Source organism: Pseudarthrobacter sp. PvP004, assembly GCF_017876035.1.
Taxonomy (GTDB): domain Bacteria; phylum Actinomycetota; class Actinomycetes; order Actinomycetales; family Micrococcaceae; genus Arthrobacter; species Arthrobacter aurescens_A.
Genome location: NZ_JAGINL010000001.1, coordinates 2604917 through 2631632, shown reverse-complemented (window position 1 = coordinate 2631632; position 26716 = coordinate 2604917). Strand labels below are relative to the sequence as shown.

Annotated in this window: 24 protein-coding genes; 11 read left to right on the top strand and 13 right to left on the bottom strand. The window is 63.0% G+C overall.

Features of this window, described 5'->3' with window-relative positions; all coding sequences use genetic code 11:
• The first annotated feature begins 1 nt into the window (after position 1).
• The gene (locus tag J3A64_RS11735) at positions 2–478 is read left to right on the top strand and encodes an NUDIX domain-containing protein (RefSeq protein WP_011774026.1); all 477 of its coding nucleotides are present in this window, start codon (positions 2–4) and stop codon (positions 476–478) included.
• Positions 479–480: 2 nt separating this feature from the next.
• On the opposite strand, the gene J3A64_RS11730 is transcribed toward J3A64_RS11735, so the two are convergent.
• The 5 genes from J3A64_RS11730 to J3A64_RS11710 all read right to left on the bottom strand — a co-directional run bounded on the left by J3A64_RS11730 (position 481) and on the right by J3A64_RS11710 (position 5866).
• Positions 481–2151 carry an MDR family MFS transporter gene (locus J3A64_RS11730; RefSeq protein WP_014921110.1) on the bottom strand — a complete coding sequence of 557 codons (1671 nt, stop codon included), beginning with the start codon at positions 2149–2151 and terminating at the stop codon, positions 481–483.
• Entirely contained in the window at positions 2148–2834 is a 687-nt protein-coding gene (locus tag J3A64_RS11725; RefSeq protein WP_210064356.1) for a TetR/AcrR family transcriptional regulator, read from the bottom strand. Before J3A64_RS11725 ends, J3A64_RS11730 begins: the two co-directional genes overlap by 4 nt.
• A gap of 130 nt (positions 2835–2964) precedes the next feature.
• A complete protein-coding gene (locus J3A64_RS11720; protein ID WP_011774028.1) occupies positions 2965–4392 on the bottom strand; it encodes a class II fumarate hydratase in 1428 nt (475 codons plus the stop codon).
• Between the two features lie 87 nt (positions 4393–4479).
• The gene (locus tag J3A64_RS11715) at positions 4480–5094 is read right to left on the bottom strand and encodes a carbonic anhydrase (protein WP_011774029.1); all 615 of its coding nucleotides are present in this window, start codon (positions 5092–5094) and stop codon (positions 4480–4482) included.
• Between the two features lie 70 nt (positions 5095–5164).
• Positions 5165–5866, bottom strand: a complete 702-nt coding sequence (locus J3A64_RS11710) for a DUF4245 domain-containing protein (RefSeq protein WP_307807189.1) — start codon at positions 5864–5866, stop codon at positions 5165–5167.
• 200 nt (positions 5867–6066) lie between these two features.
• On the opposite strand from J3A64_RS11710, the gene glpX reads away from it, so the two are divergent.
• On the top strand, positions 6067–7089 hold the full coding sequence (gene glpX, locus J3A64_RS11705; protein WP_011774031.1) for a class II fructose-bisphosphatase: 1023 nt from the start codon (positions 6067–6069) through the stop codon (positions 7087–7089).
• Positions 7090–7389: 300 nt separating this feature from the next.
• Here glpX and J3A64_RS11700 read toward each other — a convergent pair whose 3' ends face one another.
• Genes J3A64_RS11700 through J3A64_RS11680 form a run of 5 tightly spaced genes read right to left on the bottom strand, consistent with a single transcriptional unit; the run spans position 7390 to position 13014 of the window.
• The gene (locus J3A64_RS11700) at positions 7390–8325 is read right to left on the bottom strand and encodes a peptidoglycan bridge formation glycyltransferase FemA/FemB family protein (protein WP_210064354.1); all 936 of its coding nucleotides are present in this window, start codon (positions 8323–8325) and stop codon (positions 7390–7392) included.
• 3 nt (positions 8326–8328) lie between these two features.
• Entirely contained in the window at positions 8329–9579 is a 1251-nt protein-coding gene (gene manA / locus J3A64_RS11695; RefSeq protein WP_210064353.1) for a mannose-6-phosphate isomerase, class I, read from the bottom strand.
• 50 nt (positions 9580–9629) lie between these two features.
• Entirely contained in the window at positions 9630–11252 is a 1623-nt protein-coding gene (locus J3A64_RS11690) for an LCP family protein (RefSeq protein ID WP_014921114.1), read from the bottom strand.
• A gap of 14 nt (positions 11253–11266) precedes the next feature.
• Positions 11267–11830: a 5-(carboxyamino)imidazole ribonucleotide mutase gene (purE, locus tag J3A64_RS11685; protein ID WP_011774035.1), complete on the bottom strand. Its 564-nt coding sequence runs from the start codon at positions 11828–11830 to the stop codon at positions 11267–11269.
• Positions 11827–13014 carry a 5-(carboxyamino)imidazole ribonucleotide synthase gene (locus J3A64_RS11680; RefSeq protein WP_014921115.1) on the bottom strand — a complete coding sequence of 396 codons (1188 nt, stop codon included), beginning with the start codon at positions 13012–13014 and terminating at the stop codon, positions 11827–11829. The genes purE and J3A64_RS11680 overlap by 4 nt, the downstream gene beginning before the upstream one ends.
• A gap of 202 nt (positions 13015–13216) precedes the next feature.
• On the opposite strand from J3A64_RS11680, the gene J3A64_RS11675 reads away from it, so the two are divergent.
• The gene (locus J3A64_RS11675) at positions 13217–13786 is read left to right on the top strand and encodes a GtrA family protein (RefSeq protein WP_011774037.1); all 570 of its coding nucleotides are present in this window, start codon (positions 13217–13219) and stop codon (positions 13784–13786) included.
• A gap of 16 nt (positions 13787–13802) precedes the next feature.
• Here the strand turns inward: J3A64_RS11675 and J3A64_RS11670 are convergent, their stop codons facing one another.
• A complete protein-coding gene (locus J3A64_RS11670) occupies positions 13803–14498 on the bottom strand; it encodes a TIGR03089 family protein (RefSeq protein WP_011774038.1) in 696 nt (231 codons plus the stop codon).
• 377 nt (positions 14499–14875) lie between these two features.
• On the opposite strand from J3A64_RS11670, the gene J3A64_RS11665 reads away from it, so the two are divergent.
• The 3 genes from J3A64_RS11665 to J3A64_RS11655 are packed head-to-tail and all read left to right on the top strand — an operon-like array spanning position 14876 to position 20437.
• Entirely contained in the window at positions 14876–15418 is a 543-nt protein-coding gene (locus J3A64_RS11665) for a WhiB family transcriptional regulator (RefSeq protein WP_014921116.1), read from the top strand.
• Positions 15419–15429: 11 nt separating this feature from the next.
• On the top strand, positions 15430–18789 hold the full coding sequence (locus tag J3A64_RS11660; protein WP_210064352.1) for a glycosyltransferase family 2 protein: 3360 nt from the start codon (positions 15430–15432) through the stop codon (positions 18787–18789).
• Entirely contained in the window at positions 18782–20437 is a 1656-nt protein-coding gene (locus J3A64_RS11655) for a DUF5719 family protein (protein ID WP_210064351.1), read from the top strand. Before J3A64_RS11660 ends, J3A64_RS11655 begins: the two co-directional genes overlap by 8 nt.
• Before the next feature lie 5 nt (positions 20438–20442).
• On the opposite strand, the gene J3A64_RS11650 is transcribed toward J3A64_RS11655, so the two are convergent.
• Complete coding sequence (locus J3A64_RS11650) at positions 20443–20961, bottom strand: metallopeptidase family protein (protein WP_011774042.1); 519 nt, start codon at positions 20959–20961, stop codon at positions 20443–20445.
• Positions 20962–21081: 120 nt separating this feature from the next.
• Between J3A64_RS11650 and J3A64_RS11645 the strand changes: the two genes are divergently transcribed.
• The 5 genes from J3A64_RS11645 (at position 21082) to J3A64_RS11625 (ending at position 25738) form a co-directional block, all read left to right on the top strand.
• On the top strand, positions 21082–21480 hold the full coding sequence (locus tag J3A64_RS11645) for a DUF3499 domain-containing protein (protein ID WP_011774043.1): 399 nt from the start codon (positions 21082–21084) through the stop codon (positions 21478–21480).
• 145 nt (positions 21481–21625) lie between these two features.
• Positions 21626–21844: a Trm112 family protein gene (locus J3A64_RS11640; RefSeq protein WP_011774044.1), complete on the top strand. Its 219-nt coding sequence runs from the start codon at positions 21626–21628 to the stop codon at positions 21842–21844.
• Positions 21845–21889: 45 nt separating this feature from the next.
• The gene (gene ahcY / locus J3A64_RS11635) at positions 21890–23368 is read left to right on the top strand and encodes an adenosylhomocysteinase (RefSeq protein WP_011774045.1); all 1479 of its coding nucleotides are present in this window, start codon (positions 21890–21892) and stop codon (positions 23366–23368) included.
• Positions 23369–23508: 140 nt separating this feature from the next.
• Positions 23509–24729, top strand: coding sequence for an Ig-like domain-containing protein (locus tag J3A64_RS11630; protein WP_238324555.1), 1221 nt, complete (start codon positions 23509–23511; stop codon positions 24727–24729).
• A gap of 187 nt (positions 24730–24916) precedes the next feature.
• Positions 24917–25738, top strand: coding sequence for a pentapeptide repeat-containing protein (locus tag J3A64_RS11625; RefSeq protein WP_210064350.1), 822 nt, complete (start codon positions 24917–24919; stop codon positions 25736–25738).
• Positions 25739–25836: 98 nt separating this feature from the next.
• On the opposite strand, the gene J3A64_RS11620 is transcribed toward J3A64_RS11625, so the two are convergent.
• The gene (locus J3A64_RS11620; protein WP_011774049.1) at positions 25837–26643 is read right to left on the bottom strand and encodes an RDD family protein; all 807 of its coding nucleotides are present in this window, start codon (positions 26641–26643) and stop codon (positions 25837–25839) included.
• Positions 26644–26716 lie beyond the last annotated feature (73 nt).

Here is a 26716-nt window from a genome sequence, read left to right as displayed (position 1 = left end):
CATGGGTGCACCCGAATTTGTGCTCAAACTACGGGAAAAGATCGGCAACGACCCCCTCTGGTTGCCGGCTGTGCGGGGAGTGGTGTTTGACGACGAAGGCAGGGTGTTGTTGGGCCAGCGTGCCGATAACGGCCATTGGACACTCATCACCGGCATGCTGGAACCGGGAGAACATCCTGCGCCCGGGCTCGTGCGGGAAATCTTCGAGGAAACAGCGGTGGTGGCCGAGACCGAGCGCATCATCGGCGTCGGGGTTGTGGGGCCGGTGACGTTCCCCAACGGCGACGTCTGCGACTTCCTGGACATCACGTTCCGCTGCCGTTACGTGTCCGGCGAAGCCCAAGTCAACGATGACGAATCATTGGCCGTCGGGTGGTTCGCGCTGGACGAGCTTCCGGACATGAGCGCCGGAAATCTTGAAGCCATCAGGCTCGCCACGGAGCCCGAAGGCCCCGTGGCGTACCAAGTGGAGGACTAGCGTTACTGGCGTCCCGCGTCAGCACGATCCTTGTCGAATCCCTCCGACGCCAGCAGATCGGCTTCCAAACGCGCAGTCTCCAGTCGCTCTGCTTCGAGACGGTCAGCTTCCTCGCCGCCCACAGCCTCACCGCGTGCCACCATGCCGGCGGTATCGGAGAGGGGGATCTGCTTCAGAGTAATGGCCAGGATCAGCGCGATGGCGATGAACGGAACCAGGTACCAGAACACCGGTGCCAGTGAATTGGCGTAGGCGTTGACGATCGCATCGCGCAGCTGTTCAGGCATCTGTGCCAGCGCCTGGGGGTCCAGCGTGCTGGTGGACTGCGAAGCCTGCTCGGCAGAGGCCCCGGCACCTGTGAAGGCCTCGGTGAGAGACTCGGCCAAGCGGTTGGTGAAGATTGCTCCGAAGACGGCGACACCCAGCGATGCACCTACCTCGCGGAAGTAGTTGTTGGTGCTGGTCGCCGTACCGATCTGGTCAGCGGGAACAGAGTTCTGCACCACCAGGACGATGACCTGCATGATCAGTCCAAGGCCCGCACCGAAGATGAAGAGCTGGACGCAGATGACCCAGATGGGGGTGGAAGCTGCGAGCGTGGTCAGCCACAGCATGGCAGCGATGGTGAGCGCTGCACCCAGGATGGGGTACATCTTGTACTTGCCGGTCTTGGAAATTCGGATACCGGAGTAGATGGACGTGCCCATCAGGCCAACCATCATGGGCAGCATCAGCAGGCCGGATTCAGCCGCGGAGGTTCCGGACGACATCTGCAGGAACGTGGGAACGAAGGCGATGGCCGCGAACATGCCCAGGCCCAGCGTGAAGCCGATGGCCGTTGCGTTGATGAAGATGGGGTTCTTGAACAGGCTCAGCGGAATGATGGGGTCCTCGGCGCGACGTTCAACCATCACGAAGGCGAAGGCCGCCAGGACCATGCCGGCGCCAAACGCCCATGTAAGTGGCGAGTCCCAGCCTTCGTCCTTCTTGCCACCAAAGTCGGTGAAGAAGATGAGGCACGTGGTGGCAGCGGAGAGGAACAGGACGCCGAGGATGTCGATCTTCTTCTCGGCCTTCTTGTTAGGCAGAGTCAGGGTGAACCAGGCGGTGATGAACGCGGCGATGCCAATGGGGATGTTGATGTAGAAAGCCCACTCCCAGGTCAGGTGGTCCACAAAGAACCCACCCAGCAGGGGTCCGGCCACAGCGGAGAGACCGAAGATGGCGCCCAACGGGCCCATGTACTTGCCGCGCTCCTTGGCCGGAACGATGTCGGCGATGATGGCCTGCGAGAGGATCATGAGTCCGCCGCCGCCCAGGCCCTGAATGGCGCGGAAGATCACGAAGCCCCAGAAATCAGTGGCAAAAGCGCAGCCCACGGACGCGAGCGTAAACAAAGCGATGGCCACAAGGAACAAGTTTCGACGCCCCAGGATGTCACCGAACTTGCCGTAAATGGGCATCACGATGGTGGTTGCCAGGAGATAGGCAGTGGTGATCCATGCCTGGTGCTCAACGCCGCCCAGCTTGCCCACGATGGTAGGCATGGCAGTGGAGACGATGGTTTGGTCGAGGCTGGACAGCAGCATGCCTGCAATCAGCGCCGAGAAGATGATCCAGATTCGCTTCTGGGTCAGCAGCAGCGGTTCAGCTGCCTTCGAGAGTGTACTCATGCGGGGTCCTTCGACGTTTCAAGGGGGTTAGGGCCCAGTTGGTGGTTCGTGGCCAACGGCTGGGCAAAAAGTTTCCGTGCGGCGTTGAGGTTCTGTTCGAGGATCCCGCGGTAGGGGCGCTCATTGTCCTCAGAGAAGAACTGCTGTGCTGTCTTTTTGGACACTGCCCCGAACAACACAGTTGCTGTCATGACTTCGGGGTGCTCCGGATCCAGCCCTTCGCGTGCGGCTACCAGTGCGGCGAATTGCCGTTCGCGGGCTTCCCCTTCGAGGGTGAGCCGTGCCAGGAGTTGCGGTTCGGCCGTAATGGCCGCGATGAACTGTTGGACCTCGGTACGGCTGATGGATGAGCGCTCCATGAGGGTCACGGTGAGCACGTGCAGAGCTGCGAGGAGGGACCCGGAGATGCTGTCCGGCGTGCGGGAAGGGTTCCGGTGGAACGCCTCCAGTGCTTCTTCGGGCAGCTCATCCGAGAACGAACCGATCACGGCGTCTTCCTTGGAATGGAAGTAGTTGAAGAAGGTCCGGCGCGAAATCCCCGCCTCTTCGCAGACCTCCTCAACAGTGAAACCGCTCAGGCCATGCGCCGCTGTCATGGAACGCGCGACGGCGGTGATCGAGGTCCGCGTGGCAGCCCGCTTGCGCTCGCGGAGGCCGCCATCAATATTTGCACTATTACTCACAGAGTAAAGTTTTGCACTCTTTGAACCAAAGTGCAAAAAGAGTGTGGAAGTCGCTGTACAAACCTTCCGGGTACGACGACGGCCGGCACCTTTCGTGCGAAAGGTACCGGCCGTCGTCGTGCTTTGGGTATTAGTTCTTGTGAGCGGGGGAGGTCATGGTGGTGACGTCAAGGGCCTTGTCGAGGTCGGCCTCGGTAACCTTGCCTTCGCCCTCGCCGACGAAGCCTAGCTTCTCGGTGGCCTGGCGGATGGTCAGGCCTTCCTTGACGGCGATCTTTGCGATCTTGGCGGCATTCTCGTAACCAATGAACTTGTTCAGCGGCGTCACAATGGACGGGGAAGCCTCGGCCAGGAAGCGGGCGCGCTCCACATTGGCGGTGATGCCGTCGATCATCTTGTCGGCCATGACACGGCTGGTGTTGGCCAGCAGGCGGATGGACTCGAGGAGGTTGGCAGCCATGACGGGGATGCCAACGTTGAGTTCGAACGCGCCGTTGGTGCCGGACCAGGCGATGGCGGTGTCGTTGCCGATGACCTGGGCGCAGACCATGATGGACGCTTCGCAGATGACCGGGTTGACCTTGCCCGGCATGATCGAGGAGCCCGGCTGAAGGTCCGGAATGGCAATTTCGCCGAGGCCCGTGTTGGGGCCGGATCCCATCCAGCGGAGGTCGTTGTTGATCTTCATGAAGGAGATCGCGATGTTGCGCAGCTGGCTGGAACCTTCGATGAGGCCGTCGCGGTTTGCCTGGGCCTCGAAGTGGTCGCGCGCCTCTGTCAGCGGCAGGCCGGTGTCAGCTGCCAGCAGTTCGATGACGCGCTCCGGGAAACCGGCAGGGGTGTTGATGCCGGTGCCCACGGCGGTGCCGCCCAGGGGAACTTCGGCAACGCGGGGAAGTGCTGCGTTGATTCGCTCGATGCCGTAGCGGACCTGTGCAGCGTAACCGCCGAACTCCTGGCCGAGCATTACCGGGGTGGCGTCCATGAGGTGGGTACGTCCGGACTTGACGACGTCCTTGAACTCCACGGCCTTCCGGTCCAGGGAAGCTGCAAGGTACTCCAGCGCCGGGATCAGGTCGTTGATCAGGGCCGAGGTGGCGGCAACGTGCACGGAGGTCGGGAACACATCGTTGGAAGACTGCGAAGCGTTCACATGGTCGTTCGGGTGGACAACTTTGTCGCTCCCGGCGGCCGCGAGGGCGCGCGATGCAAGCTCGGCGATGACCTCGTTGGTGTTCATGTTGGAAGAAGTGCCCGAGCCGGTCTGGAAAACGTCAATCGGGAAGTCGCCGTCGTACTTACCGGTGGCAACCTCATCGGCAGCGGCGGCGATAGCCTCGGCGAGCTCACCATCGAGCACCCCCAGTTCGGCGTTCGCCAGTGCGGCGGCCTTCTTCACGCGGGCCAGGGCCTCAATGTGTGTGCGCTCAAGCGTCTTGCCGGAGATCGGGAAGTTCTCCACAGCACGCTGCGTCTGGGCGCGGTACAGGGCGTTCACGGGGACGCGAACTTCGCCCATCGTGTCATGTTCAATACGGAACTCAGTGGTGGAAGTCATGGGGCTAGCTTATGGCGATTGGACGCCTCACAGAAAACCCGGCGGAGAGTGCTACGTGCTCCGGCGCTGAGGCCGGAGCACGGCTTCCTAGAGCTTGCCGATCCCGGAAACGAGGGCCGCGCGGCCCTCATCGAGTTTGTACGACAGGCCGATGACGGCAACGCGGCCGTCGTCGATGGCGTCGGAAATCACACGCGAGCTGTCAGCAAGACGGGCGGCCGTCTGCTTGACGTGCTCCACCACCATGTCGTTGACGTCTTCCTGGCTGTTGCGCTTGGCCGTCAGGACGGAGGGAGTGATGCGCTCCACGAGGTCGCGGATGAAACCAGGAGGCATTTCACCCGTTTCCACGGCGGCCTTGGTGGCCTTCACGGCACCACAGCTGTCATGGCCGAGGATGACAATCAGCGGAACCCGGAGTTCGCTGATGCTGTACTCGAGGGAACCCAGAACCGCGTCGTCAATGACCTGTCCGGCGGTGCGCACCACGAAGGCGTCACCGAGGCCCAGGTCAAAAATGATTTCTGCAGCGAGCCGTGAATCCGAGCATCCGAAGATCACGGCAAAAGGATTCTGATTCTCAATGAGTGAAGATCGTCGCGAAGCATCCTGGTTGGGGTGCAGGGATTCGCCGGAAACAAAACGTTCGTTGCCTTCGCGGAGACGGCGCCACGCCAAGGCTGGAGTCAGGTAAGTAGGCACGAGCCTTACTTTACGACGCGCACACGGCAGTCTGTGAAACTGTTGCGCCTCATAAGTCGGAGAACCGGAGTCAGGCGGACGGCTGCGCGGAAGGAGACGCAGTAGCCGGTGCGCTTGCAGGTGGAGCCTGCTCTGCGGACTTAACCACCGCAGCCGCCAGCGTTGCGAACTCATCCAGGTTTGCGGTGCCGCTCAGGATGAGGGTGGTACCCCGGTACTCCAAGACCATGGCGCGCTTTTCCTTGCCGGAGTCCCTCAGCTCCCATTCCTGGCCGCCCGCGCTGCGGGTGCCGGTGACAGGAAGGTTCTCCGTCTGCTGCAGAACCCACGTAGCGTTCGCCTGGTTGGTCTGGGTCAGGCCAATGAAGTTTTCCTTGGGAGTCAGGAAACCGATCTCCCACGTAGGAACCCCGCTTCCGGTACCGGACTCCCAGCGCGCGTAGTTGGGCTTGAATGTGTCGCCCGTATCCGGGGTGACCGGTGTGAATCCTGCCACACCTGTGGCATTGCGGGCGATGGCCGCTACATCAACATCGGGCCTGAAACCCTCACCTTTGGGAGCCGGGTTCATCAACACGATGGGGAGGAAAGCCAGCACACAGACAAGCAGCGCAATGACCATGCCGATGACCGAAGCGTTGGCCCGCTTGGCGGCTTTCGCCGCGATGACGGGTTTGTAGGGGGCATTCGGGGCTGCCTGGGCATCGTTTTGCTTGGCCGCTGCAGCGTCAGATTGGTTCTCCGCTGCGGGCTTGTCCTGCGTTTCACTCACCCCTCCATGATCCCTTATCCCAGCGGGGAACACACATCCGGCAACCTCACCGCCGGTATAGCGCCGCGTGGTCATCCAACGACTCACTGACCACGCGGCGACTATGATCGTTGATAGAGGAACCCCGGGTTGCCCCGTGCAACCATGTCCGGTCCCGTGAATCGTCACTCGAAGAAGAGGTTCAAGTGTCTCCTGCACCAATGACCCAGCAGTATTCCACGATTTCGCCGTCGCTCGCCGTCGGCATCGACGAACCCGACCGCAACCTTGCGCTTGAACTCGTCCGTGTCACCGAAGCCGCGGCAATTGCCGGTGGCCACTGGGTAGGTTTCGGCGACAAAAACAAGGCAGACGGCGCCGCCGTCGACGCCATGCGTTCGTTCCTTCACACCGTCCACTTCAACGGCGTTGTGGTCATCGGTGAAGGCGAAAAAGATGAAGCCCCCATGCTGTTCAACGGCGAGCAGGTTGGTGACGGCACCGGTCCCGAGTGCGACGTCGCCGTCGACCCCATCGACGGAACCCGCCTGACCGCCCTCGGCATCAACAACGCCCTCGCAGTTCTGGCAGTTGCTGAGCGCGGATCCATGTTCGACCCCTCCGCCGTGTTCTACATGGAGAAGCTCGTCACCGGCCCCGAAGCCGCCGACATGGTGGACCTGCGCCTGCCCGTCAAGCAAAACCTGCACCTCATCGCCAAGGCCAAGGGCGTCAAGGTCAACCAGCTCAACGTCATGATCCTGGACCGCGACCGCCACCGTCCGCTCGTGGAAGAAATCCGCGAAGCCGGTGCCCGCACCAAGTTCATCATGGACGGCGACGTGGCCGGCGCCATCGCAGCAGCACGCTCCGGCACCGGCGTTGACGCCCTCATGGGCATCGGCGGCACGCCGGAAGGCATCGTTGCAGCCTGTGCCATCAAGTCGCTCGGCGGTGTCATCCAAGGCCGCCTGTGGCCGACGTCGGACGAAGAGAAGCAGAAGGCCATCGACGCCGGACACGACCTCGACCGCGTCCTGTCCACCAACGACCTCGTCACCTCCGACAACTGCTACTTCGCAGCAACCGGTATCACCGACGGCGATCTTCTCCACGGCGTGCGCTACCAGAAGGACCGCGTCATGACGCAGTCCATCGTGATGCGCTCCAAGTCCGGCACGGTCCGCTTCGTAGAGGCCGAGCACCACGCATCCAAATGGGAGACATACGCGCGCAAGCCGTAACCACCCCGTTGCTGTCGCGTCTTTGACGCGAAAAGCGCCCTATCGCTCTGCGGCTATCTCCTCGTACCTCGTCGATTTGATGCCGCTGACGCGAGAGGGCGCTTTTCGCTGTCCGGATGCGATGGTGCCGCGGTCTTCCGGCTTCGCGCTGTTGTGGGGTGGGTAGGGCAGAGCGCGAGGTGTGCCTTCACCACCAACTTTGATTTGGAAACCCTGCCGACATGCCTTGATGCACGGCGTGTCAGAGTGCCCCCGGCTCAAAGTGGGTGGTGGAGGTACAGGTGGATCGCGGGAAAAGGCTTAGCGCAGTTTGTCGCGGAGTTTCCGTGCCAGTTGGTATGCACCGTAGCGGAGCTTGTTGACCGGCAGGTCCCATGTGCCAGGGTAGGAGACTTCGCGGCCTCCGAATGACTTCTTAAATGCGGTGAAGCCCGCCCATTTGTGGTCCGGCTGGTCTTCGGGTGCCACGCCCCAGAGGTCCACGTGTTTGAGTCCCTTTTCCTTGGCGTCAGACATCAAGGTCACCAGGAGGGGGATTCCTGCACTGAGTCTTCGGTGGGTGTCATCCAAGGCTGCGTGGGCGTACACGCGGGTATCAGCAGAGTCATAGGCGAAGGCAGCAGCGATCGGTTCGCCCTCAAGCTCCGCAATAAACAGTGTTCCAGCACCGTTGGGCAGGAGCGAGGCGGCCACCTGGGTAAGGTACTCGTCGCTTTGGGGCTTGAAGCCGTTCCGGGCAGCTGTCAGGTGGAGGAAATGCAGGAGCACCGAGATATCGGCGGGATCCTGGGAGGCGCGGAATGTCACGCCCTTCTTATGGATGTTCCGGTAGAGGTTCCTGTTGGTCGGTTTCATACCGGCCAGGACATCCTTGAAGTCACCCTCAAGATCAACGATCCAGCTGAGCTCCGGCTGCTGGTTGACCGGCGCCGGCTGCAAGCCGCGGGCACGAAGGAGAGCATCGGCGTCGGACGCTGTAAACCCTGCCGCAGCGGGCTCCATCCGCACGAACACCGCATGCTGGTCCTTGGCCAGCCTCACCAGGGCCGCAGTGGCGGCGTCGAAAGCTTCCACGGACTCCGCCACGGGGCCGTAGGGGGCGTAAATCACCTTGCCGGCAGGGTTCTTCTCCTCAATGGCGAGGAAACTCCAACCGGGCCCGGATTGCTCATGGACACGGCGTCCCAGGGAACGCTGGACAGCCGCCCATGCGGGCGTTTGCAGGAAAAACTCCATGGATCAGTTCCCCAGACCGGTGGTCACTGCAAAGGCAACACTCGTGTCCGTGGCGCCTTGCACGGGGTGGACGTTCACGGGTGCCTCGATGTCGGGGATGAACGCGGCGGCACCCCGTTGCAAGCGGAGGTCGCTCTTGGGAGAGTCCAGCATCACCGAACCGGACACCACTACGACGACGGCAGGCCCGTTTTGTGCCAGCGGCACCGGCTCGGCGCCCGGGGCAAGCTCAATGCGCTGGAGCTGGAATTCCCTAAACGGCGGGCGGTACAGTTCCTGCCCGAATTCCGTCCCGCTGGCCTCGACGCGCGGCACACCCAGTGCTTCGAAGCGCACAGTCTTCAGCAGCTCCGGGACGTCCACGTACTTGGGCGTGAGCCCCCCGCGGAGCACATTGTCCGAGGACGCCATGACCTCCACGCCCAATCCATGGAGGTAGGCGTGGATGTTGCCGGCAGGCAGGTAAACCACGTCGCCGGGCTCCAAGGACAGGTGGTTGAGAAGGAGGGAAATGAGGACGCCCGGATCTCCGGGGAAGGCCTCGTTGATGTCCAGCATCGCGGTGAGGGCTTCGCGGTGCGGCTCCAACGGTGCGCCCGCGGATAGGACCGCAACTACCTCATGGATCACGTCGGAGACGTCGCTGCCACCCTGGATCAGCCGGCTGAAGGCAGCCTTCAGGGCTGCGGACTCATCGGATTGGCTGAGGTCTGTGATGACACCGTTAATGACATCGGGAGCATCGACTGCTGCCGAATCAAGGACATGGGCCAGGTGCTCAAAAATGTCTTTGGACGCAGCCGGCGAACGGAAACCGCACAGTGCCTTGAACGGAGTCAGGGCGAAAATCATTTCCGGTTTGTGGTTGTCATCGCGGTAGTTGCGGTCCGCGGCATCGGCCGGGATCCCGGCTGCATTCTCCCGTGCGAATCCTTCCCGTGCCTGGTCCAGGCTGGGGTGCACTTGCAAGGACAACGGCTGCTCGGCGGCCAGGAGCTTGGTGAGGAACGGCAGCCGTGCTCCGAACTCGGCGATGCTTTCCGAACCCAGGCAGCGCAGGGGATCGGAGGCGATCAAGGCATCCAGTGGCTGAGTAACCCCATTGGGATGGATGGCTGTGGAGGGAGAGTCCGGGTGGGCTCCGATCCACATTTCGGCTTCGGGCCCACCTGATGCCGGACGACCCAGCAACCCGGCGATCGCCGTCGTCGAACCCCACGCATAGGGTCGCAAAACATTCTCAATCTGATACACGAAAGAAAGTCCTTATCGTTGCGCTGAACGTGGGGTGGGCGGAAGGCAGCTTACAGCGGCGCGCACTGTCCGTTGGTGGCCACGAGGTCACGGATACCTTGCTCATCGCCTTGGGCCTTGAGGCCATTCAGCAACTCGATGGTGATCGGGGTGCCGTCGGGCGTGGTGGTCACAGGTGTGAAATCGGCCGACGGCGACGGCAGCTGACCCGCGGGAACGGATCCGGCAACCGGGCCAGCGGCCATGACCGCTCCGGCAGCGGCTCCATCGTACGAAACGACGGCGTCACTCGCCTTGGGGGTGTTGGACGACGCCAGGACTTCCTGGACCTTGGAATGGATCACGTCAAAGTCAGGAACCGTGGAGAAGGACGCGTCAAAGTCCGGAGGCCCGATGGTGAGGCGCTTGATGGGCTGGTTCTTGGACTTCAAGGCGAGGTCCACAAAGCTGCCCAGCTGGTTGGACGAGATATTGGAGTCGACCACCTTGGTGCCGGCGTTGGCGATGTCCTCAAACTTGGTGAGGAGGGTGGCAGGATCCAGCTGCTTGAGCATGGCCTGCTGGACGCACTGCTGACGCGCGATCCGGGCGTAGTCATCCACGAATTCGCGGGAACGTCCGTACCAAAGGGCTTGGAAGCCGTTCAAGTGCTGGTCGCCGGCCGCGATCCAGCCATCCGGCATCCCGTGAATTCCGTTGGCCTCGTCAGTGACGGGACCACTGATGGGTACCCAGCCGCCGGCCTTGATGCGGATCCCGCCCATGGCATCGATGAGTTTGGCGAAACCGTCCATGTCAACCAGGACATATGCCTGGACGGTGATGCCCAACGTGCCGGACACGGCTTCGAGCGTGGCCTGCGCGCCGGGATCGGCAACCCCTGGGTAGAGGTTCTGGTAGTTGTTGGTGACCTCGGTGTTGACGGCGTTGATGAGGCACTCGTCGCCGCAGTTGTAGCCGTCCGGATAGACCTCGCGCATCGGCGAGCCCTCGCTGAACTGCGCGTTTTGAAGGTTGCGGGGGACGGAGATGATGGCGCTCTCACCCGTTTTCGCGTCGACGCTGATGACCGACAGGCTGTCCGGGCGACGGCCTGTCCTGTCGTCTCCGGCGTCGCCGCCCATCATGAGGAAGTTGTACCGGCCGTCCACAGGATCTATGGCGGGGCCGGCATTGAAGATGCTGCCGATCGCATTGCGGCTCACGTTCAGGACGTAGGCGAGATAGCCCAGCGATCCGCTCGCAAGGACAGTGGTAACCGCCAGGACGACAGCGATGATGGGCCGCATTCCCGGTGCCAGGAGTGCGGGCCTGATGATTCTCAGGGTATTGAGGAACAGGAAGGCCCAGCCCAAGGCCAACGCCACAAGGATGACGATGATGAACAACGAGCCCACAGGGTGGGTGACAATGCTGAGCAGCATTGTCCGGTTCACCAAGGCTATGAACAGCGTGAGGAGGGCAAGAGCCCATACCGTGATGGTGACCCGCAAGGCGATGCGGCCAAGTTTGCGGTCCCCGGCAACGATTTGTGCGCTGCCGGGAACGAAAAGGGTGAGGAGGACCAGCACGAAGGCGCGTTTGGTCCGCACCGGAGCGCTTGCACCGGTCGGATAGCGGACGGGATCAGTCAGGGCGGAACCGGGCTGACTCGGAGTCTTGTGCATGGTCATCAACCGCTGCCTTCCTAGCGGGAGCTCCGGGCAGAGGCGTTGGCGGGAGAGAAGACCTCTTCCACTTTGTGGCGCAGGTTTTCGCCCTTCTTGGTGGCCACGTCGTTCAGCTCCTGGGCGAAGGTGAGGAGGTCAGCGCGAAGCTTCGAAGCGAGGTCGTCGGTTCCCGAAGCGAGGATGCGAACGGCAAGGAGTCCCGCGTTGCGGGCGCCTGCGATGGACACAGTGGCCACGGGAACGCCGGCAGGCATTTGCACGATGGACAGCAGGGAGTCCATGCCGTCCAATGTTTTCAGGGGGACCGGGACGCCGATGACGGGAAGGGGCGTGACGGAAGCCAGCATGCCGGGAAGGTGGGCTGCGCCGCCCGCTCCGGCAATGATGACGCGGAGCCCGCGTTCGTGGGCCGTCTGGCCGTAGCGGATCATCTCAGTGGGCATGCGGTGCGCTGAAACGACGTCCGCCTCAAAGGGGATGCCGAACTCGGCCAAGGCGTCCGCGGCGGCCTCCATGACCGGCCAATCGGAATCCGAACCCATCACGAGCCCAACGAGCGGGGCTGTTGTTGTCGAAGTCATGCAGTCTCCTCAAGGGTGGTCTGCTCCGGCTTGCGGCCGTCGCGGATGATGTTGGCCACGGCGGTGGCGCGCTGACGGACGGAGTCCACGTCCGAAACCGAACTGCCAACGAGGTTCACGTGGCCGATTTTGCGGCCCGGACGGACGGACTTGCCGTAGGAGTGGACCTTGGCCGCGGGTTCGAAGGCCAACGCCATGGGGAAGGCTTTGAAGAGATCCTGGTTGTCGCCGCCCAGGAAGTTCTTCATGACCACCACCGGGGCCAAAGCATCGGTGGCGCCCAGCGGGAGGTCCAAGACGGCGCGCAGGTGCTGCTCGAACTGGCTGGTGATGGAGCCGTCCTGTGTCCAGTGACCGGTGTTGTGCGGGCGCATGGCAAGTTCGTTGATGAGGAAGCCCACTCCGACTCCCGGAGTTTCGAACAGCTCTGCGGCCATGACGCCGGTGACGCCGAGTTCGTTGGCGATACGCAGCGCGGCCTCTTCGGCGGCGGCAGCCACTTCAACAGAAATGTTTTGGGCAGGTGCGATCACTTCGTCGCAAACTCCGTCCACCTGGATGGTGTGGACAACCGGCCAGGCACGGGATTCGCCACTGGGACTGCGCGCAACCAGGGCGGAAAGTTCGCGGCTGAAGTCCACCTTGGCTTCGGCCAGCAGGGGGCTCATGGCCTGGAACCAGTCGGCGGTTTCCAGGGCGTCGTCCGCGGAATCAACCATCCTGACTCCCTTGCCGTCGTAGCCGCCGCGGGGCGTCTTCAAGACGACGGGCCAGCCGATCCTCTCGCCAAAAGCCACGAGCTCGTCAACGGTGTTGACCGCTGACCATTCCGGGTTCGGGAGTCCCAAGCGGTCAATGGCAGCCCTCATCACCAGCTTGTCCTGGGCGTTCACCAAGGCATCGGGGCCTGGCTGGACGTTGACGCCGGCATCGAGCAGGGCCTGCAGGTGTTGCGTGGGAACGTGTTCGTGATCAAAGGTCATGACGTCCAGGCCCTTGGAGAACTCCAGAAGAGCGTCCAAGTCCTTGTAGTCGCCGATAGGCGCAGTGGCCACTGCTGCCACGGCAGAAACGTCCTCACCCTCGGCCAAAACACGCAGTTCGAAGCCCAGGGCGGTAGCGGGCGGAGCCATCATTCGTGCGAGCTGGCCGCCGCCAACAACGCCAATTACTGGAAAAGTCACAAGGTTCAGCCTACCGAACCGGCAGCGGGATCACTGATTCTGCCGCTCTTTCGAAGCCATTTACAGGAGGAGAAGTCGCCTGCCAACAGGTGAACCGGGTGCGGTATCGGCGTTCTCACAGCCTTTTACGAGGCGACGCTTGGAAATCGGCGCTAAAATGGCTTTGGCCCATCGGCCCATTTTTCAACGGCCATGGAGGGTCATGATCACCACACTTGCAGATCGCATCCGCGGACTTGCCTCGCTTTTTTGGCGCGAGGTGGCCAAATTCGGCGCCGTCGGCGGAGTTGCCTTTGTCATTGACTCGGCTGTCTTTATTTGGCTCTTTTCGGGCCCGATGCACGGCAGCGAAGTCTGGGCGAAGGCTATTGCGACGATCGTGGCAAGTGTGTTCTCGTGGGTTGCCAACCGGTTCTGGACGTTCCGTCACCGCAAGCAAGCCAATGTGGTTCGTGAAGCAGTGTTGTTTGGCGTCATGAACGTCATCGGGCTCCTGATTGCCTCCGGATGCGTGTGGTTCGCCAAATACATTTTGGAGCTGAATGACAAGCCGTCGCTGTTCATCGCGGGGAGCGTAGTCGGCCTGGTCCTGGGCACCATCTTCCGCTTCTTCGCCTACCGATTCTGGGTCTTCAACGAAGAGCTGGATGCCGAGCCCGAGTTCTCTCACGACCATGAGCTTCTGGACCTCCACCACAAGCCCAAGGGTCCAAGCGAAGCCGGCGCTGCAGGCCCGGCAACCGGCGAGGTTCCGTCCATCAAGAACGTCTGACAGTACACCGCGCAGGCTAGGAACGGCTGACGCGCTCGTTCTCCAGCAGGTGCTCGGTCACGTCGAGGTCCGGATGTACCAAGACCACGGAGCCGTCTTCTTTCCAGGCGCCCAAGGATGCTGCCAGGCATGACTCCAGGCCGTCGGCCGCGCGTACCAGCAGGCGGACACCTGTGTCCTGCGCGGCAGCAAAGCCGTCAATGAGTTCTTCATGGGTGAGGCCTGCAGTCCCGCGCACAGCGGGCAAGCTCGCTTCGGGTTCGTTGTGTGCCATGAAGACGTCGCCGTGGGAGCGGACTTCAGCCGCGTAGTCCACGACGCCGGGAGGCAGCTCCCCGGGCCAGCGCATCGCAAGTGCCGCCAGCGGCACCGCAACGATCGCGCCGAAGCCGGCCCCGGCGCCGTCGTCGGGCTTGTCCGTCGCCAGGAGATCCGCAGAGGTGTCGTCAAAGACCACCTCCATTCCCAGTTGCCACGCAGCCAGGGCCCAGACGAAGGATTTCCAGTGCGCCGGGAGGTCCAGCCTGATGGACGTTCCAGGCTCGGCGTCCAGTTCGTCCTGCAACAGGTTGCTGGTCTTGGCTACCCAGTTATCCAGGACGCGACCTGAGAGCTCAACACGCTCGGAGTCGGGGCCGTACCAAGTGAGTCGTGGTGACGTTGAATGACCGGATCGCAGGGCTGTCATCAGGTTCGCTGCCGGGATGCTCATGCGTCAATCTTGCCACGGTGGTTCCTTGACGTCCTTGGGCTTAGCGCCGCAATTGTGAAATGCAACACACTCAGTATTTCCAATCGTTGGGGTGCGTGCCTTGTCCGGGACGAATTTCCGCGGGAATTCAGTGAAAGTTCACCCGAACCGATTCAAGGCTTCCATTTGCCGGCACGACACGCGGCGACCAGAGGCAAAATGTTGGGCGTGGCGCATCCCACGTTTCCACAGGTTCTTGATTATTATCCCGGCGCGGCTTGACTGGCGGGTAGTTACACGCGTGTAATTAGTAATCAACGCCGCTGCACAGAAACCCGGAACGCCACCGGGAATCGGAAACACATCCAAGCAGCAGCTGCAAAATCAGGAGGGACGCCATGGGGCAAGCGTTGCGTATCCAGGAAGATGCAGTCGTCGCAGAACATGCGTCGGTGAAATACCGTTCGCGGGAAGTACCGGGGGATTGGTACGTAGACCCGGCGGACCCGGAAGCGGCAGACCGATATAACCAGAATGTGCAGCAGTCTTTGGAGGATCAGGCAACTGCCCTCCTGGCCGCACATGAGGCATTGATCGGTGACCTGCCCGCTGGGCCGGACGAAGATCTTGACGACCCTCCCATGGAGCTGCGTCGTCCGCTTGAAACTCCGGGGCAACCCGTGTGGATCGGCCTGCCCCAGGGGGACTTCGACGACGAAGGCGAACTCGGCTGGCAGACTGACGCACTCTGCGCACAGACTGATCCCGAGGCTTTCTTCCCCGAAAAGGGTGGATCCACACGGGACGCCAAGAAGGTCTGCGGGGCGTGCAACGTCCGCTCGCAGTGCTTGGAATACGCTCTTGCCAATGACGAGCGGTTCGGAATTTGGGGCGGACTCTCTGAGCGGGAACGTCGTCGGCTAAGGAAGCGAGCGGTCTAATTCTCAAGGAAGTGCACGTTACCGCCGTCGTGGTTTCCCACGACGGCGGCAACTATCTGCCCAGGACACTGGCGGCACTGACGGACCAGACGCGTTCGGCAGATGCCGCCATTGGCATTGATACAGGTTCCACGGATAACTCGCTGGAGTTGCTTCGCGAGGCCCTCGGCCAGCGCAACGTCACCTCGTTCCAGCACGCGAAGTCAGGTTTCGGGGCAGCTGTTCACGCTGGCCTCCAAGAGCTCGCGCCCACCGCCGGCAGCGACGCCAGGGAAGCGGACGCCGTCCAATGGATCTGGCTCCTTCATGACGACGCCGCGCCTGCGCCTGATGCCTTGGCGGAGCTTCTCCATGCAGTGGAACGCGCCCCCTCGGTTACTGTGGCGGGCTGCAAGCAGCTCGGCTGGGACAACGAGCGGCACCTGGTGGATGTGGGACTTTCAACGAGCCGCTGGGCCGAACGCCTCACCTTGATCGACGCCGACGAAGTGGATCAGGGGCAATACGATGCCCGCAGCGACACTTTCGCCGTGAACTCAGCAGGAATGTTGATCCGCCGCGACGTCTGGGAGCTGCTGCAGGGCTTTGACCCCGCCTTGCCCGGAAGCGGCGATGACGTTGACTTCTGCTGGCGCAACTGGCTTGCGGGCAACCGCGTAGTGGTAGTCCCCAGTGCGCGCATGTTCCATGTGGAGCACCGCCCACATGGTTTGGGCACCTCCTCTGCGGCACGTAAAGCCCAGATCCATCTGCGGCTCAAGCACACGCCTTGGTGGAACGTGCCGTTCCAAGCCATGGGCGCCTTGTTCGGTGCGGTTATCCGCCTGGTGTTGAGCATTCTGGTCAAAGAACCGGGATACGGCATCTCGCAGTTCACCGCCACCATCGCCGCGCTCGTCCGCCCCATGGCCATCGCCAGGGGCCGCCGCGTTGCGGCGAGGACGCGACGCGTGCACAGGTCGGTTGTCCGTGGCCTGCAGACGCCCACGCGGGAGGTGCGTGCCAACAGGCGATCGTTGTTGGAAGCGATCCGCCCGGCCGACGAAACCCCGGCCGTCTCCGACCTTTTAGCCCCGGAACCCAGCGGGGATGCTTCGGACGACTTCGCAGCGCTGGCCACCAACGAACGTGGCTGGGTGGGCACAGGTGCCGTCGCGGCCGCACTGATCGCCTTGGCCGCAGCACTCGTGGGACTGCTGGGGCTGCTCCGCTCAGGCACCGTTGCCGGTGGTGGGCTTATCCCTCTTTCGGCGTCACCGGGAGATATCTGGGCCAATGCGTCAACTTGGTGGATCTCCTTGGGCGCAGGCCTGCCCGGACACGGCGACCCGTTCGGCTATGTGCTGTGGCTGCTCTCCCTCTTTGGAGGCGGCGACGGCAACGCCGCGATGGTGTGGCTGCTGATACTTGCAATGCCCCTGTCCGCCTTGGGCGCATGGTTCGCGGCCGGCGCGCTGACTACCAAACGCCGGTTCCGGATTGCGGCCGCTATGGCGTGGACCGGTGCTCCCGCACTCCTGATCGCGATCAACGAGGGCCGTGCCGGCGCCGTCGTGGCGCACGTGATGATGCCGTTGCTGCTCTTGGCGCTGTTGCGCGCCTCGGGATCGGCCGTGGCCCAAGGGCCCGCCTTCACCGGAACCCAACGCAGCCGCCGTCCGGCCCCGATAGTAGGCAAGCCGGGCATCAACGGAACACCATCGTGGACTGCTGCAGCTGCCGCAGGTCTTGCCATGGCCGTAGTCACCGCCTCTGCGCCGTCGTTGTTGGGTCCCATCGTCGTTGCGGTGATCCTGGCCGCGGTGGTCCTCGGGCAGCGTGGCAAAACACTGTGGTGGGCGCTGCTGCCAACGGTCGCGTTGTTCCTGCCCTACGTAATATCCGTTCTGGACAGGCCGCGCTCGTTGCTCGCCGATCCCGGATTGCCGTTGACGTTTGAGGCAGCGCCGTTGTGGCAGCAGCTTCTCGGCCAGCCGCTGGCCTTCGATATCGACGGCGGCTTGACCGGTTTGGCGCTCTTCGGTCCTGGCGCTGTGCCTTGGGCCCTGTTGCTGGCTCTGCTCGTCATCGCACCAGTCCTGATCCTTGCCGTTGCTGCGTTGTTCCTGCCGGGAAAGCGCGCGGGGCTGGCCCGGGTGTTCTGGTTGGTTGCCTTGGCTACCCTTGCCAGCGGTTGGCTGGTAGGTCATGTGGCTACAGGCGTCAACAACAACGTGATTGTTGGGCCTTTCACCGGCCCGGCCGTATCGGCGGCGGGCATATTGCTGCTGGGCGCTGCCATTCTCGGAGCCGAGAAGCTTTTCGCTGCACCGCGACGGACACCGCAAGCATCACGGCGTCACCTTCCAGTGCGGCGCATTTCTTCGACCGTGGCCATTACGCTGCTGGTCGTGGGCCCTCTTGCAGGAATGACCGCATGGGCTGCCCAGAATGTTCTTCAGCCCACACCGACTGCCGGCGCCATTGCGGCGCCCAAGGCTGCCGAACAGGTGCCGTCCCTTGGGGCCAGCCGCCACGTATGGCCGGTGGACGCGGGCACGTTGCCGGCCACCGCCGTCGACCGTGGCCAGGGACCCGAACGAACGCGAACGCTGGTCATCACCAGTGGTGAGCACGGCGCCTACTCCACTTCGCTAATGCGTGGAGCCGGGACCACGCTGGACAGCTTGTCCACCATTGCCTCGGCGCGGACCATCATTGGTGCACCTGGACGCGAGGAAATTGCGGCCGATGACGCTGCCACTGCCTCCCTCCGCAGGGCCGTGGCCACCATCGTGGCGGGCACGGGCGTTGACCCCCGCGCGGACCTTGAACAACTCGGCGCCGGCTTCGTGGTCCTCAAGGCTGCGGACAACGCCGCGCAGCTGACGGCCAGCAGGATCGACGCCGTCCCCGGACTCGTGGCTGTCGGCCAGACCGACGCCGGGTGGCTGTGGCGTGTGACGCCGCGGAACCAGCCAGCGGCTACTGCCGCCGACACTACCCACCGGGTACGCATCGTGGACTCCCAAGGTGCTCTCATGAGTGCCCTGCCATCCGAAGATGTGACCGTGGATGCCACTGTGCCATCGGGCGAGGAGGGCCGGAAGGTGGTCCTGGCCGAACGGTCCGATCCCGGCTGGAGCGCCTGGATGAATGGCCGCCAACTGCAGGCCACAACATCCGGATGGTCACAGGCCTTTGAGCTACCGGCCAGCGGCGGCGACCTTGAAATCCGCTACAACAACCCTTGGGCCCTGTGGTTCGGAATTCTGCAGGCTGTGGTGATTGGATTGACGGTCCTGTTGGCCGTTCCGATGCCCGCACGCCGCAGCCGAACCGGCATGTCGAGGGACGAAGTGTCCCTCCGTAAGGAGTACAGCAGTGTCTGAGGACCAGAAAAACGTGTCCGGCGACACGCGGGGTTCCACGTCCCGGAGCTCCGCCACGCGGGGTTCCACATCCCGGAGCTCCAACAAGGGAATCATCACCGGCGTGCTGTCAGCAGTGGTCATCCTTGCGGCAGGCGGAGGCGCAGTGGCGGCGACGTCCATGGTGCCCGAACCTTCCGGCGGGACCACCATGGACATCCGCCAGGCTGATGTACCCGCGGGCCGAGCCCTGGGTGTCTGTCCCGAACCAGCGAGGCTTGTGAATGGAACCGTGGTGGGAACCGACGCGGACTTCAGCCCGGTGTCCACCACTGCTGCCAGTGCCCTGAACGCTGTGGTGCTCAGCAACCCGGCCGGAACGGTGCCCGGGAGTAACGTGACATCTCTGGATGGCGAGACGGTGGCCGAGATCGCCAAAGCTCCTGCCACCACGCCGACGCCTACAGTTGGGCCGCCAGTACTGGCGGCCGGTGTGGCGTCCATCAGCCCCGTGAATTCTCCGGCAGTGGTGGGCGCCGAGGCCCTTGGAAACGAACAAGCATCCTTGGCTGCCAACCTTAGCTACTCAGCCTCGGACGGCGATCTCCGTGGCCTCGCGTCAACCCAATGCCAGGCACCGGGCAACGACGCATGGCTCTTGGGAGCCAATACTGCCGTGGGTCGGACAGCTGTCCTGAACGTGAGCAACGCCTCCGAGACGCCGGCCACGGTAAACCTTGACCTGTATGGACACGAAGGGCAGATCCAGGCTCCCGGAGCCCGCGGTCTCTTGGTGGCTCCCGGAACCACCCGCTCGGTGAACCTCGCTGGACTCGCACCGGGTGAATCGCAACTCGCAGTGCACGTGCGCAGCACGGGCGGCCCGGTTGCCTCCACCATCCAGCAGAGCGTGTTGCGTGGAATCGCTCCAGGTGGTGTGGAGTACCTTTCGCCGGGTACGGGGCCGTCCAACCTGCAGGTGATGTCCGGAGTGGACATCCAGGACCCGGCGGCCATCAAGGCGCTGGCCGGCAAGTCAGGCTTCGCGGACGCCGTACCGGCTCTCCAGATCGCAGTACCCGGATCCACCGACGCCGTTGTGCAAGTAAGCCTTTATGGCGCCAACGGTGAACGCAAGATTCCCAATGGGGGAGTGGTGACGGTCAAAGGCGGAACTGTGGCCACCCTTAACCTTGACGGTGTTCCGGCCGGCAGTTATACCGTCAGCGCCAGCTCCGATGTTTCGTTCCTGGCATCAACCAGGCTGACCCGCGGCGCCAAAGCGGAGGAGCCAACGGACTTCGCCTGGTCACCGTCATCGGCCCGTCTCGGCAGCCAGCACCTGGTGGCCGTTCCCCGGGACGGCCAGCGATCCTTGAGCTTTGGTGTCCCCGAGGGGCGCGGCACTGTCACTTACGCTCCGGTGACCGCCGACGGAAAAGTCGGCAAGGCCGTTGACGTGGACATGTCCGGCGGGACCACCTCCCTGATCGAGCTTCCGGACAAGTCCGGCGGTTCGGCTGTGGCGGGCTACGTGGTGTCCGCTTCCGGCGATCCGGTGTACGGCGCCTTGGTACTAGGAAGGCAAGGACGGACAGACGTCTCAGTCGTGGCGATTCAGGACGCGGCGGCGGGACTTGAGAAGGTCCCCGTTTCGGTGGGCTACTAGCGACGTTATTGGTATCGACGCCGGTAGACCGGATCCAGCGTCTCCGGCGGCACGCCGAGCATCTCTGCGGTGTACTCCACCACGACGTCATGGACCAGGTCCTGCAGTTCCTCGCGCGTGGAAGCGCCCTGCTCAACCACTCGACGGTAAACGGTGATCATGGGTGCCTCGCCGCGGCCACCGGGCGTATAGGACCCCATGGGGGCAGTGTTTCCCGTAGCGACGAGTTGCTCAAGGTTGGGTGGAATTTCGTCCACCGCAAAGAGGACGCCGTCCAGCTGTTTGCCCCACATGTCCTGGAGCCGCTCCGCGGAGTCCAGCACCATGTCGTCGAAGCGCTCTGAGCGGGTGCGGAAGCCGGGAAGGTTGGGGAGCATCAGTTCTCCGCGCAGTCCCCGTCCGTGCCGGTTACGCCGGCGTCGCCGGAAACCCCGCGCTTCCGAACCGGCGTGTTCCTCGGACTGATCGCCATCGGCGTCAGTCCACCGGATAGTGAACCCGGGAACATGTGGCTGTGACTGCATATATCGACTTTAGTCCCGAGGAACCGTCAACGCGACCTCATGGCCCGGAGCGCGCCGCGTCGGTTGTTACTGCAGGGAGTTAGCGGGGCGCGGGCGGGCAATGCGCAATGTGCGTGCAGAATGGCGCTAATCTGGGATGTTGTGGGTGCCATTCGTCAATGTTCAAGATCAGCCTGCCGCCAGTCCGCGGTGGCCACTTTGACGTACGTGTACGCAGAGTCCACCGCAGTCCTGGGTCCTCTGGCCACGTACGCGGAACCGCATGCGTACGATCTTTGCTCGCAACACGCAGAGTCCCTCACGGTTCCGCGTGGATGGGAAGTCCTGCGCCTGGCTATGCCCACCACACCGCAGGAGCCCGGCCCGGATGATTTGCTGGCGCTTGCCAACGCGGTCCGGGAGGCGGCTTCGGCCCCCAGTGAAACCCCGGCCCGGCACAGCCACCCCCACATGGAACCGCCCGCTGGTACCGAAGGCACCCGCCGAGGACATTTGCGTATCCTCCGCGAACCGTCCTAGCCGGGCCGTTGCAGCGGCACCATGCTTGGGCCTCGGACGCAATTCGTCGTTCGCATCAAAACAGGATCTCCCTGCGCGGTAGTCTGGAATCTGCAGATATATCCGCCAGCGGCGCCTAGCCGGCGCCATCCAGGGAGCATCATTCATGCCAAAGGTCAGTCCTGAACTGTTGTCCATCCTGCGCTGCCCCGTGACGGGTTCACCGCTGGTCCAAGAGGGCGATGAGTTGGTTTCCACCGATGCCGCTGCGGACGGCGAAAAGCTCCGCTACTCCATTGAGGACGGCATCCCGCTGCTCCTGCCTCCTGAACTGCTGGCCGCAGCCAACGCGGCAACCTCGGGCCAGCACGATTCCAAGGCCTGACACGCTTTCTTTCATCAATTCCGCACGGTACCCCTAAGGACTTCCATGACTTTCGACTTCAAAGTGGCTGATATCACTCTTGCGGAGGCCGGCCGCCACCAGATCCGCCTCGCCGAGCACGAAATGCCGGGCCTCATGTCGCTCCGGGCAGAGTTCGGTGCCTCGCAGCCCCTCAAGGGTGCGCGCATCGCCGGGTCCCTGCACATGACGGTCCAAACTGCAGTGCTCATCGAAACCCTCACTGCCTTGGGCGCGGAAGTTCGATGGGCTTCCTGCAACATCTTCTCCACCCAGGACGAAGCCGCTGCCGCCGTCGTCGTCGGCAAGGGCACTCCGGAGAACCCGCTGGGTGTTCCGGTTTTCGCCTGGAAGGGCGAAACCCTTGAGGAATACTGGTGGACTGCTGAGCAGATTCTCACGTGGCCTGGTGCGGACACCAACCCGGAGTTGGGTCCCAACATGATTCTCGACGACGGCGGCGACGCCACGCTGCTGCTGCACAAGGGCGTGGAATTCGAAGCCGCAGGCGCCGTGCCCACCGCCACCGAGGATGATCCGGAGGAGTACGTCCTCATCCTGGATCTCCTTCGCAGGACCCTTGCCGCGGATCCGCAGAAGTGGACCCGCCTGGCCGCCCGCATCGAAGGGGTCACCGAGGAAACCACCACCGGCGTGCACCGTCTGTACCAGCTGGCGGAACAGGGCAAGCTGCTGTTCCCGGCCATCAACGTCAACGACTCCGTCACCAAGAGCAAGTTCGACAACAAGTACGGCATCCGCCACTCCCTGCCGGACGGCATCAATAGGGCCACGGACGTCCTCATGGGCGGCAAGGTGGCCGTCGTCTGTGGTTATGGCGACGTCGGCAAGGGCGCGGCTGAGGCGCTGCGGGGCCAGGGCTCGCGTGTCATCGTCACGGAGATCGACCCCATCTGTGCTCTGCAGGCCGCGATGGACGGTTATCAGGTTGCCAAGCTGGAGACAGTACTCGCCCAGGGTGACATCTTCATCACCACCACGGGCAACAAGGACGTCATCATGGCCGAGCACATGCTGGGCATGAAGAACAAGGCGATCGTTGGAAACATTGGCCACTTCGACAATGAGATCGACATCGCCGGGCTTGCCAAAATTGCGGGCGTCAAGAAGGTTGAGATCAAGCCGCAAGTCCACGAGTGGGTCTTCGAGGCCGGCACCGCTTCCGAACGGTCCATCATTGTGCTGTCCGAGGGCAGGTTGCTCAACCTGGGCAACGCCACCGGCCACCCGTCGTTCGTGATGAGCAACTCTTTCGCCAACCAGACCATCGCGCAGATCGAGCTCTGGACCAAGAAGGACCAGCCCGCCGGTGAGCGCGAGTATCAGAAGCAGGTCTACGTCCTGCCCAAGATCCTGGACGAGAAGGTTGCACGCCTTCACTTGGATGCTCTGGGTGTGGAGCTCACGGAACTGAGCAAGGACCAGGCGGACTACCTCGACCTGGATGTCGCGGGGCCGTACAAGCCAGAGCATTACCGCTACTAGGCTGCACTAGTACCAAGCTGGGCCCGCATCGGCGGTACCCAAATCGATGGTGAAAGGCCGGACACGCGACCAGCGTGTCCGGCCTTTCCGCTAGAATTGGGTGTTCGGTAACGCTTGCGGGGGACAGGATGACGGGAACCATGACGGAAGTCGCCAAACGGAAAAAGGGCAAGATCCTTGCCATCATGGGAGTCTGCGCAGCTATTGTGGTGGGCGGAATTGGCGTCGTCACGGTGCCCGGGCTGCTTGCAGGTTTCACGCAGGACGCCGCTGTAGCGCCGTCGCCCACTCCCACCGTGGAAGCCAAACCCGTAGAGCTCGGTATCACCCCGCTCGATGGCGCTGTGGAATGGAACCCTGTTGTTGGTCCCCAGATCAAAGCAATCAACGGCAAGCTGAAGGACGTTGTGCTGGCGCCGGTTAGCGGCGGCGCACCTGTGCAAGGCCAGACCAGCCCCGATGGCAGCACCTGGACCACCCTGGAAGTCCTGAAGTTCAAAACCCAATACAGCTACTCCTTCACCGTGGTTGATACTGCGGGGAAAGAGACCAGGAAGTCACAGACCTTCACCACGGTTTCCGCGGCATACGAGGCCGACGCATCCATCTACCCCCGCAACGGCACCACGGCCGGCTCCGGGCAGCCCATTGAAATTAACTTCAGTGAGCCCGTTGTGGACAAGGCGGCAATGGAAAAGCGCGTCGCCATCACCGTTTCCTCCGGCCAGCCCGTGGCATGGCACTGGTACTCGGACAAGAAGGCCAGGATCCGGCCGGAGGCTTTCTGGGTGTCCGGTACCACCGTCACCGTAGACATGAAGCTTTTGGGCGTGGACTTCGGGAACAACATGATCGGCAACGCCGACGTAGTCTCAACGTTCACCACCGGACCCCAGCGTGTGGCCGTGGTGGACGACATCACCAAGACAATGAACGTGTACTTCGATGGCCAGCTGGTTCACACTGCCCCCGTATCCCTGGGTGGGGAGGACTGGCTTTCGCCTACCGGGTACGCGGTGATCATGGAGCAAGAACGCCACTCCAACTTCAACGCCGGGACCATTGGCCTGAAGCCGGGCGACAAAGGCTACTACCCGCCCCTGGTGGTGGAATACGCCAACCGGCTGACGTGGTCCGGCGTGTACGTCCACCAAGCTCTTGAAGCGGCATGGAGCTCCATTGGAGTGGCCAACGTCTCGCACGGCTGTGTGGGCCTGCTGCCGGCGGATGCTGCATGGTTCTTCAACAACATGAAGACCGGTGACGTGGTCCAGGTCCTCAACACCGGCGCACCGGCAGTTGAACCGCTGGAGGGCTTCGGCGACTGGAACATTCCCTGGGCGAGCTACGCTCAGCGGTAGTCCCGCAGTTACGATTGTTGCAGTGATTATTTCCTGCGCGCTTTGACCCACCTTTTCAGCGCTGACGTCTCGTCGGTCCTGCTCTTTGTGCTGCCCTCCACGGTGATTCCGGGTGTCCCTCACGGGAACCCGTTCACGGGTTCCCCGGCTTCTTCCACCGGACCCTTTTTCATCACCTGGAGCACGCATGACCTCTTCACCTACACTCAGCCCAGACTGCGGCAACTGCTTTGCCCTGTGCTGCACCGCGCTCGGATTTTCCCGCTCGGCTGACTTCGCCATCGACAAACCTGCTGCTACGCCGTGCCCGAATATGGCCGGCGACTTTTCCTGCACCATTCACCAACGCTTACGGCCCCGGGGCTTCCGCGGTTGCACAGTGTTTGATTGTTTCGGTGCCGGCCAACTGGTGTCACAACACACTTTCGCCGGTACCAGCTGGACTCAGGACCCTTCATCCAAGTCCTCGATGTTCGCCGTGTTCAAAGTAGTCAGGCAACTTCATGAGATGCTCTGGTACCTCGCAGAAGCCCGGCAACGAACGTTCGATCCGGACCTGGCGACCGCTGCGGACAACCTGTCCGAGTACATAACAGCCACCGCCCACGGTGATGCATCCACGGTCCTGGCCGCCGACGTCGAAACACTTCACGGCGAGGTCCGGACACTCTTGATGGAGGTTAGTGAGGAACTGCGAGCCTCCTACGGCGCCGAGGACAAGCAAACGCTCGACGGCGGCCTCCACCCGGGTGCCGACCTGATGGGAGCCAACATTTCACACCAAAGCCTCTGCGGATCAGACCTCCGCGGTGCATACCTGATCGGAGCCAATCTGAGGAAGTCCGACCTCACGGCCGTCGACCTCCTGGGAGCCGATCTACGCGGGGCGCAGCTCCACAACGCAGACCTCTCCAAGGCGCTCTACCTGACCCAACCGCAGATCAACGCCGCCGAAGGGGACCGCAACACCCTCCTACCCCCACGACTCACAAGACCGGCTCACTGGTGACTTCGACTGGTGCGGCGGTCGCCAGCCGTCCGGCAGCGTGCGTCTAAGCGAAGAATGAGCGAGCACGCCGAGGACGGCTGGTAACAGCCGCACCAGACCTAAGACTCATCAGTGAACGGCAGCTTCCTGAGCCGTTCCCCTACGGTCGCGTTCCGCTGCTCCGCTTGGCGGAGCCGCGTGAGTTCGCGGTTGCGCCGTTCCCCGAGGACTGCGCCTATGTAGTCTTCGGGGATGGTGCCGGCCGGCGGGGGTGGTGCGACGTATCTTGCGAGTTCTGAAGCGAGGGAGGCCGCCATGTTGACGCGTGAGGCTGGTGCCATGAGGTAGGCCTGCTGCACGAAGGTTCCGGCGCGGCGGGCGGTGGCATCCGGTACCCTGCCGATGTCTGCCATCGCGACCCATGCTTGGAGATGGTGCGGCGCTACGGGCATGATCCGTGGCGTTGAGGGTACGCGTTGCCGGAGGGAGTAGGTTCCTGCAACGATGTCACCGAGGCGCTTGGATTTGTCGTTGAACAGTGCCACACCGATTGCGAGACCGCCGAAGGTCAAGTAGATCTCCAGGAATCCGAGGAGCCCGCGGATGAGGGCGTGCCGGAAGCGGATGGACCCGCCGTCGTCGCGCACTATGCGTAGTCCTGTGGCGAGCTTCCCCAGGGATCGCCCGCGTGTGAGGGTCTCGACAGTCACAGGGACGATGACCACGGAGAAGATGACGCTGCTGAGGACGAGCGCCTGAATGGCGGCGTCGTCGAGATCCCGGGAGGCCGACGTGATCAGGATGATCAGGAGTATCGCGAGGATGATGTGGGATATGACGTCCAGGATGAGCCCCAGCGCACGCGCGGCGAAGGACGCCGGGCGAAGCTCGAGGACCACTGCCTCGCCTGTGATGATTGAACTCATGCCCGCCCCCGTGGTTCGCCAACGCAGCGGGCGCCCGGAGCGCCCGCACCATCGAGTCTAGCGGCGGGCTGAC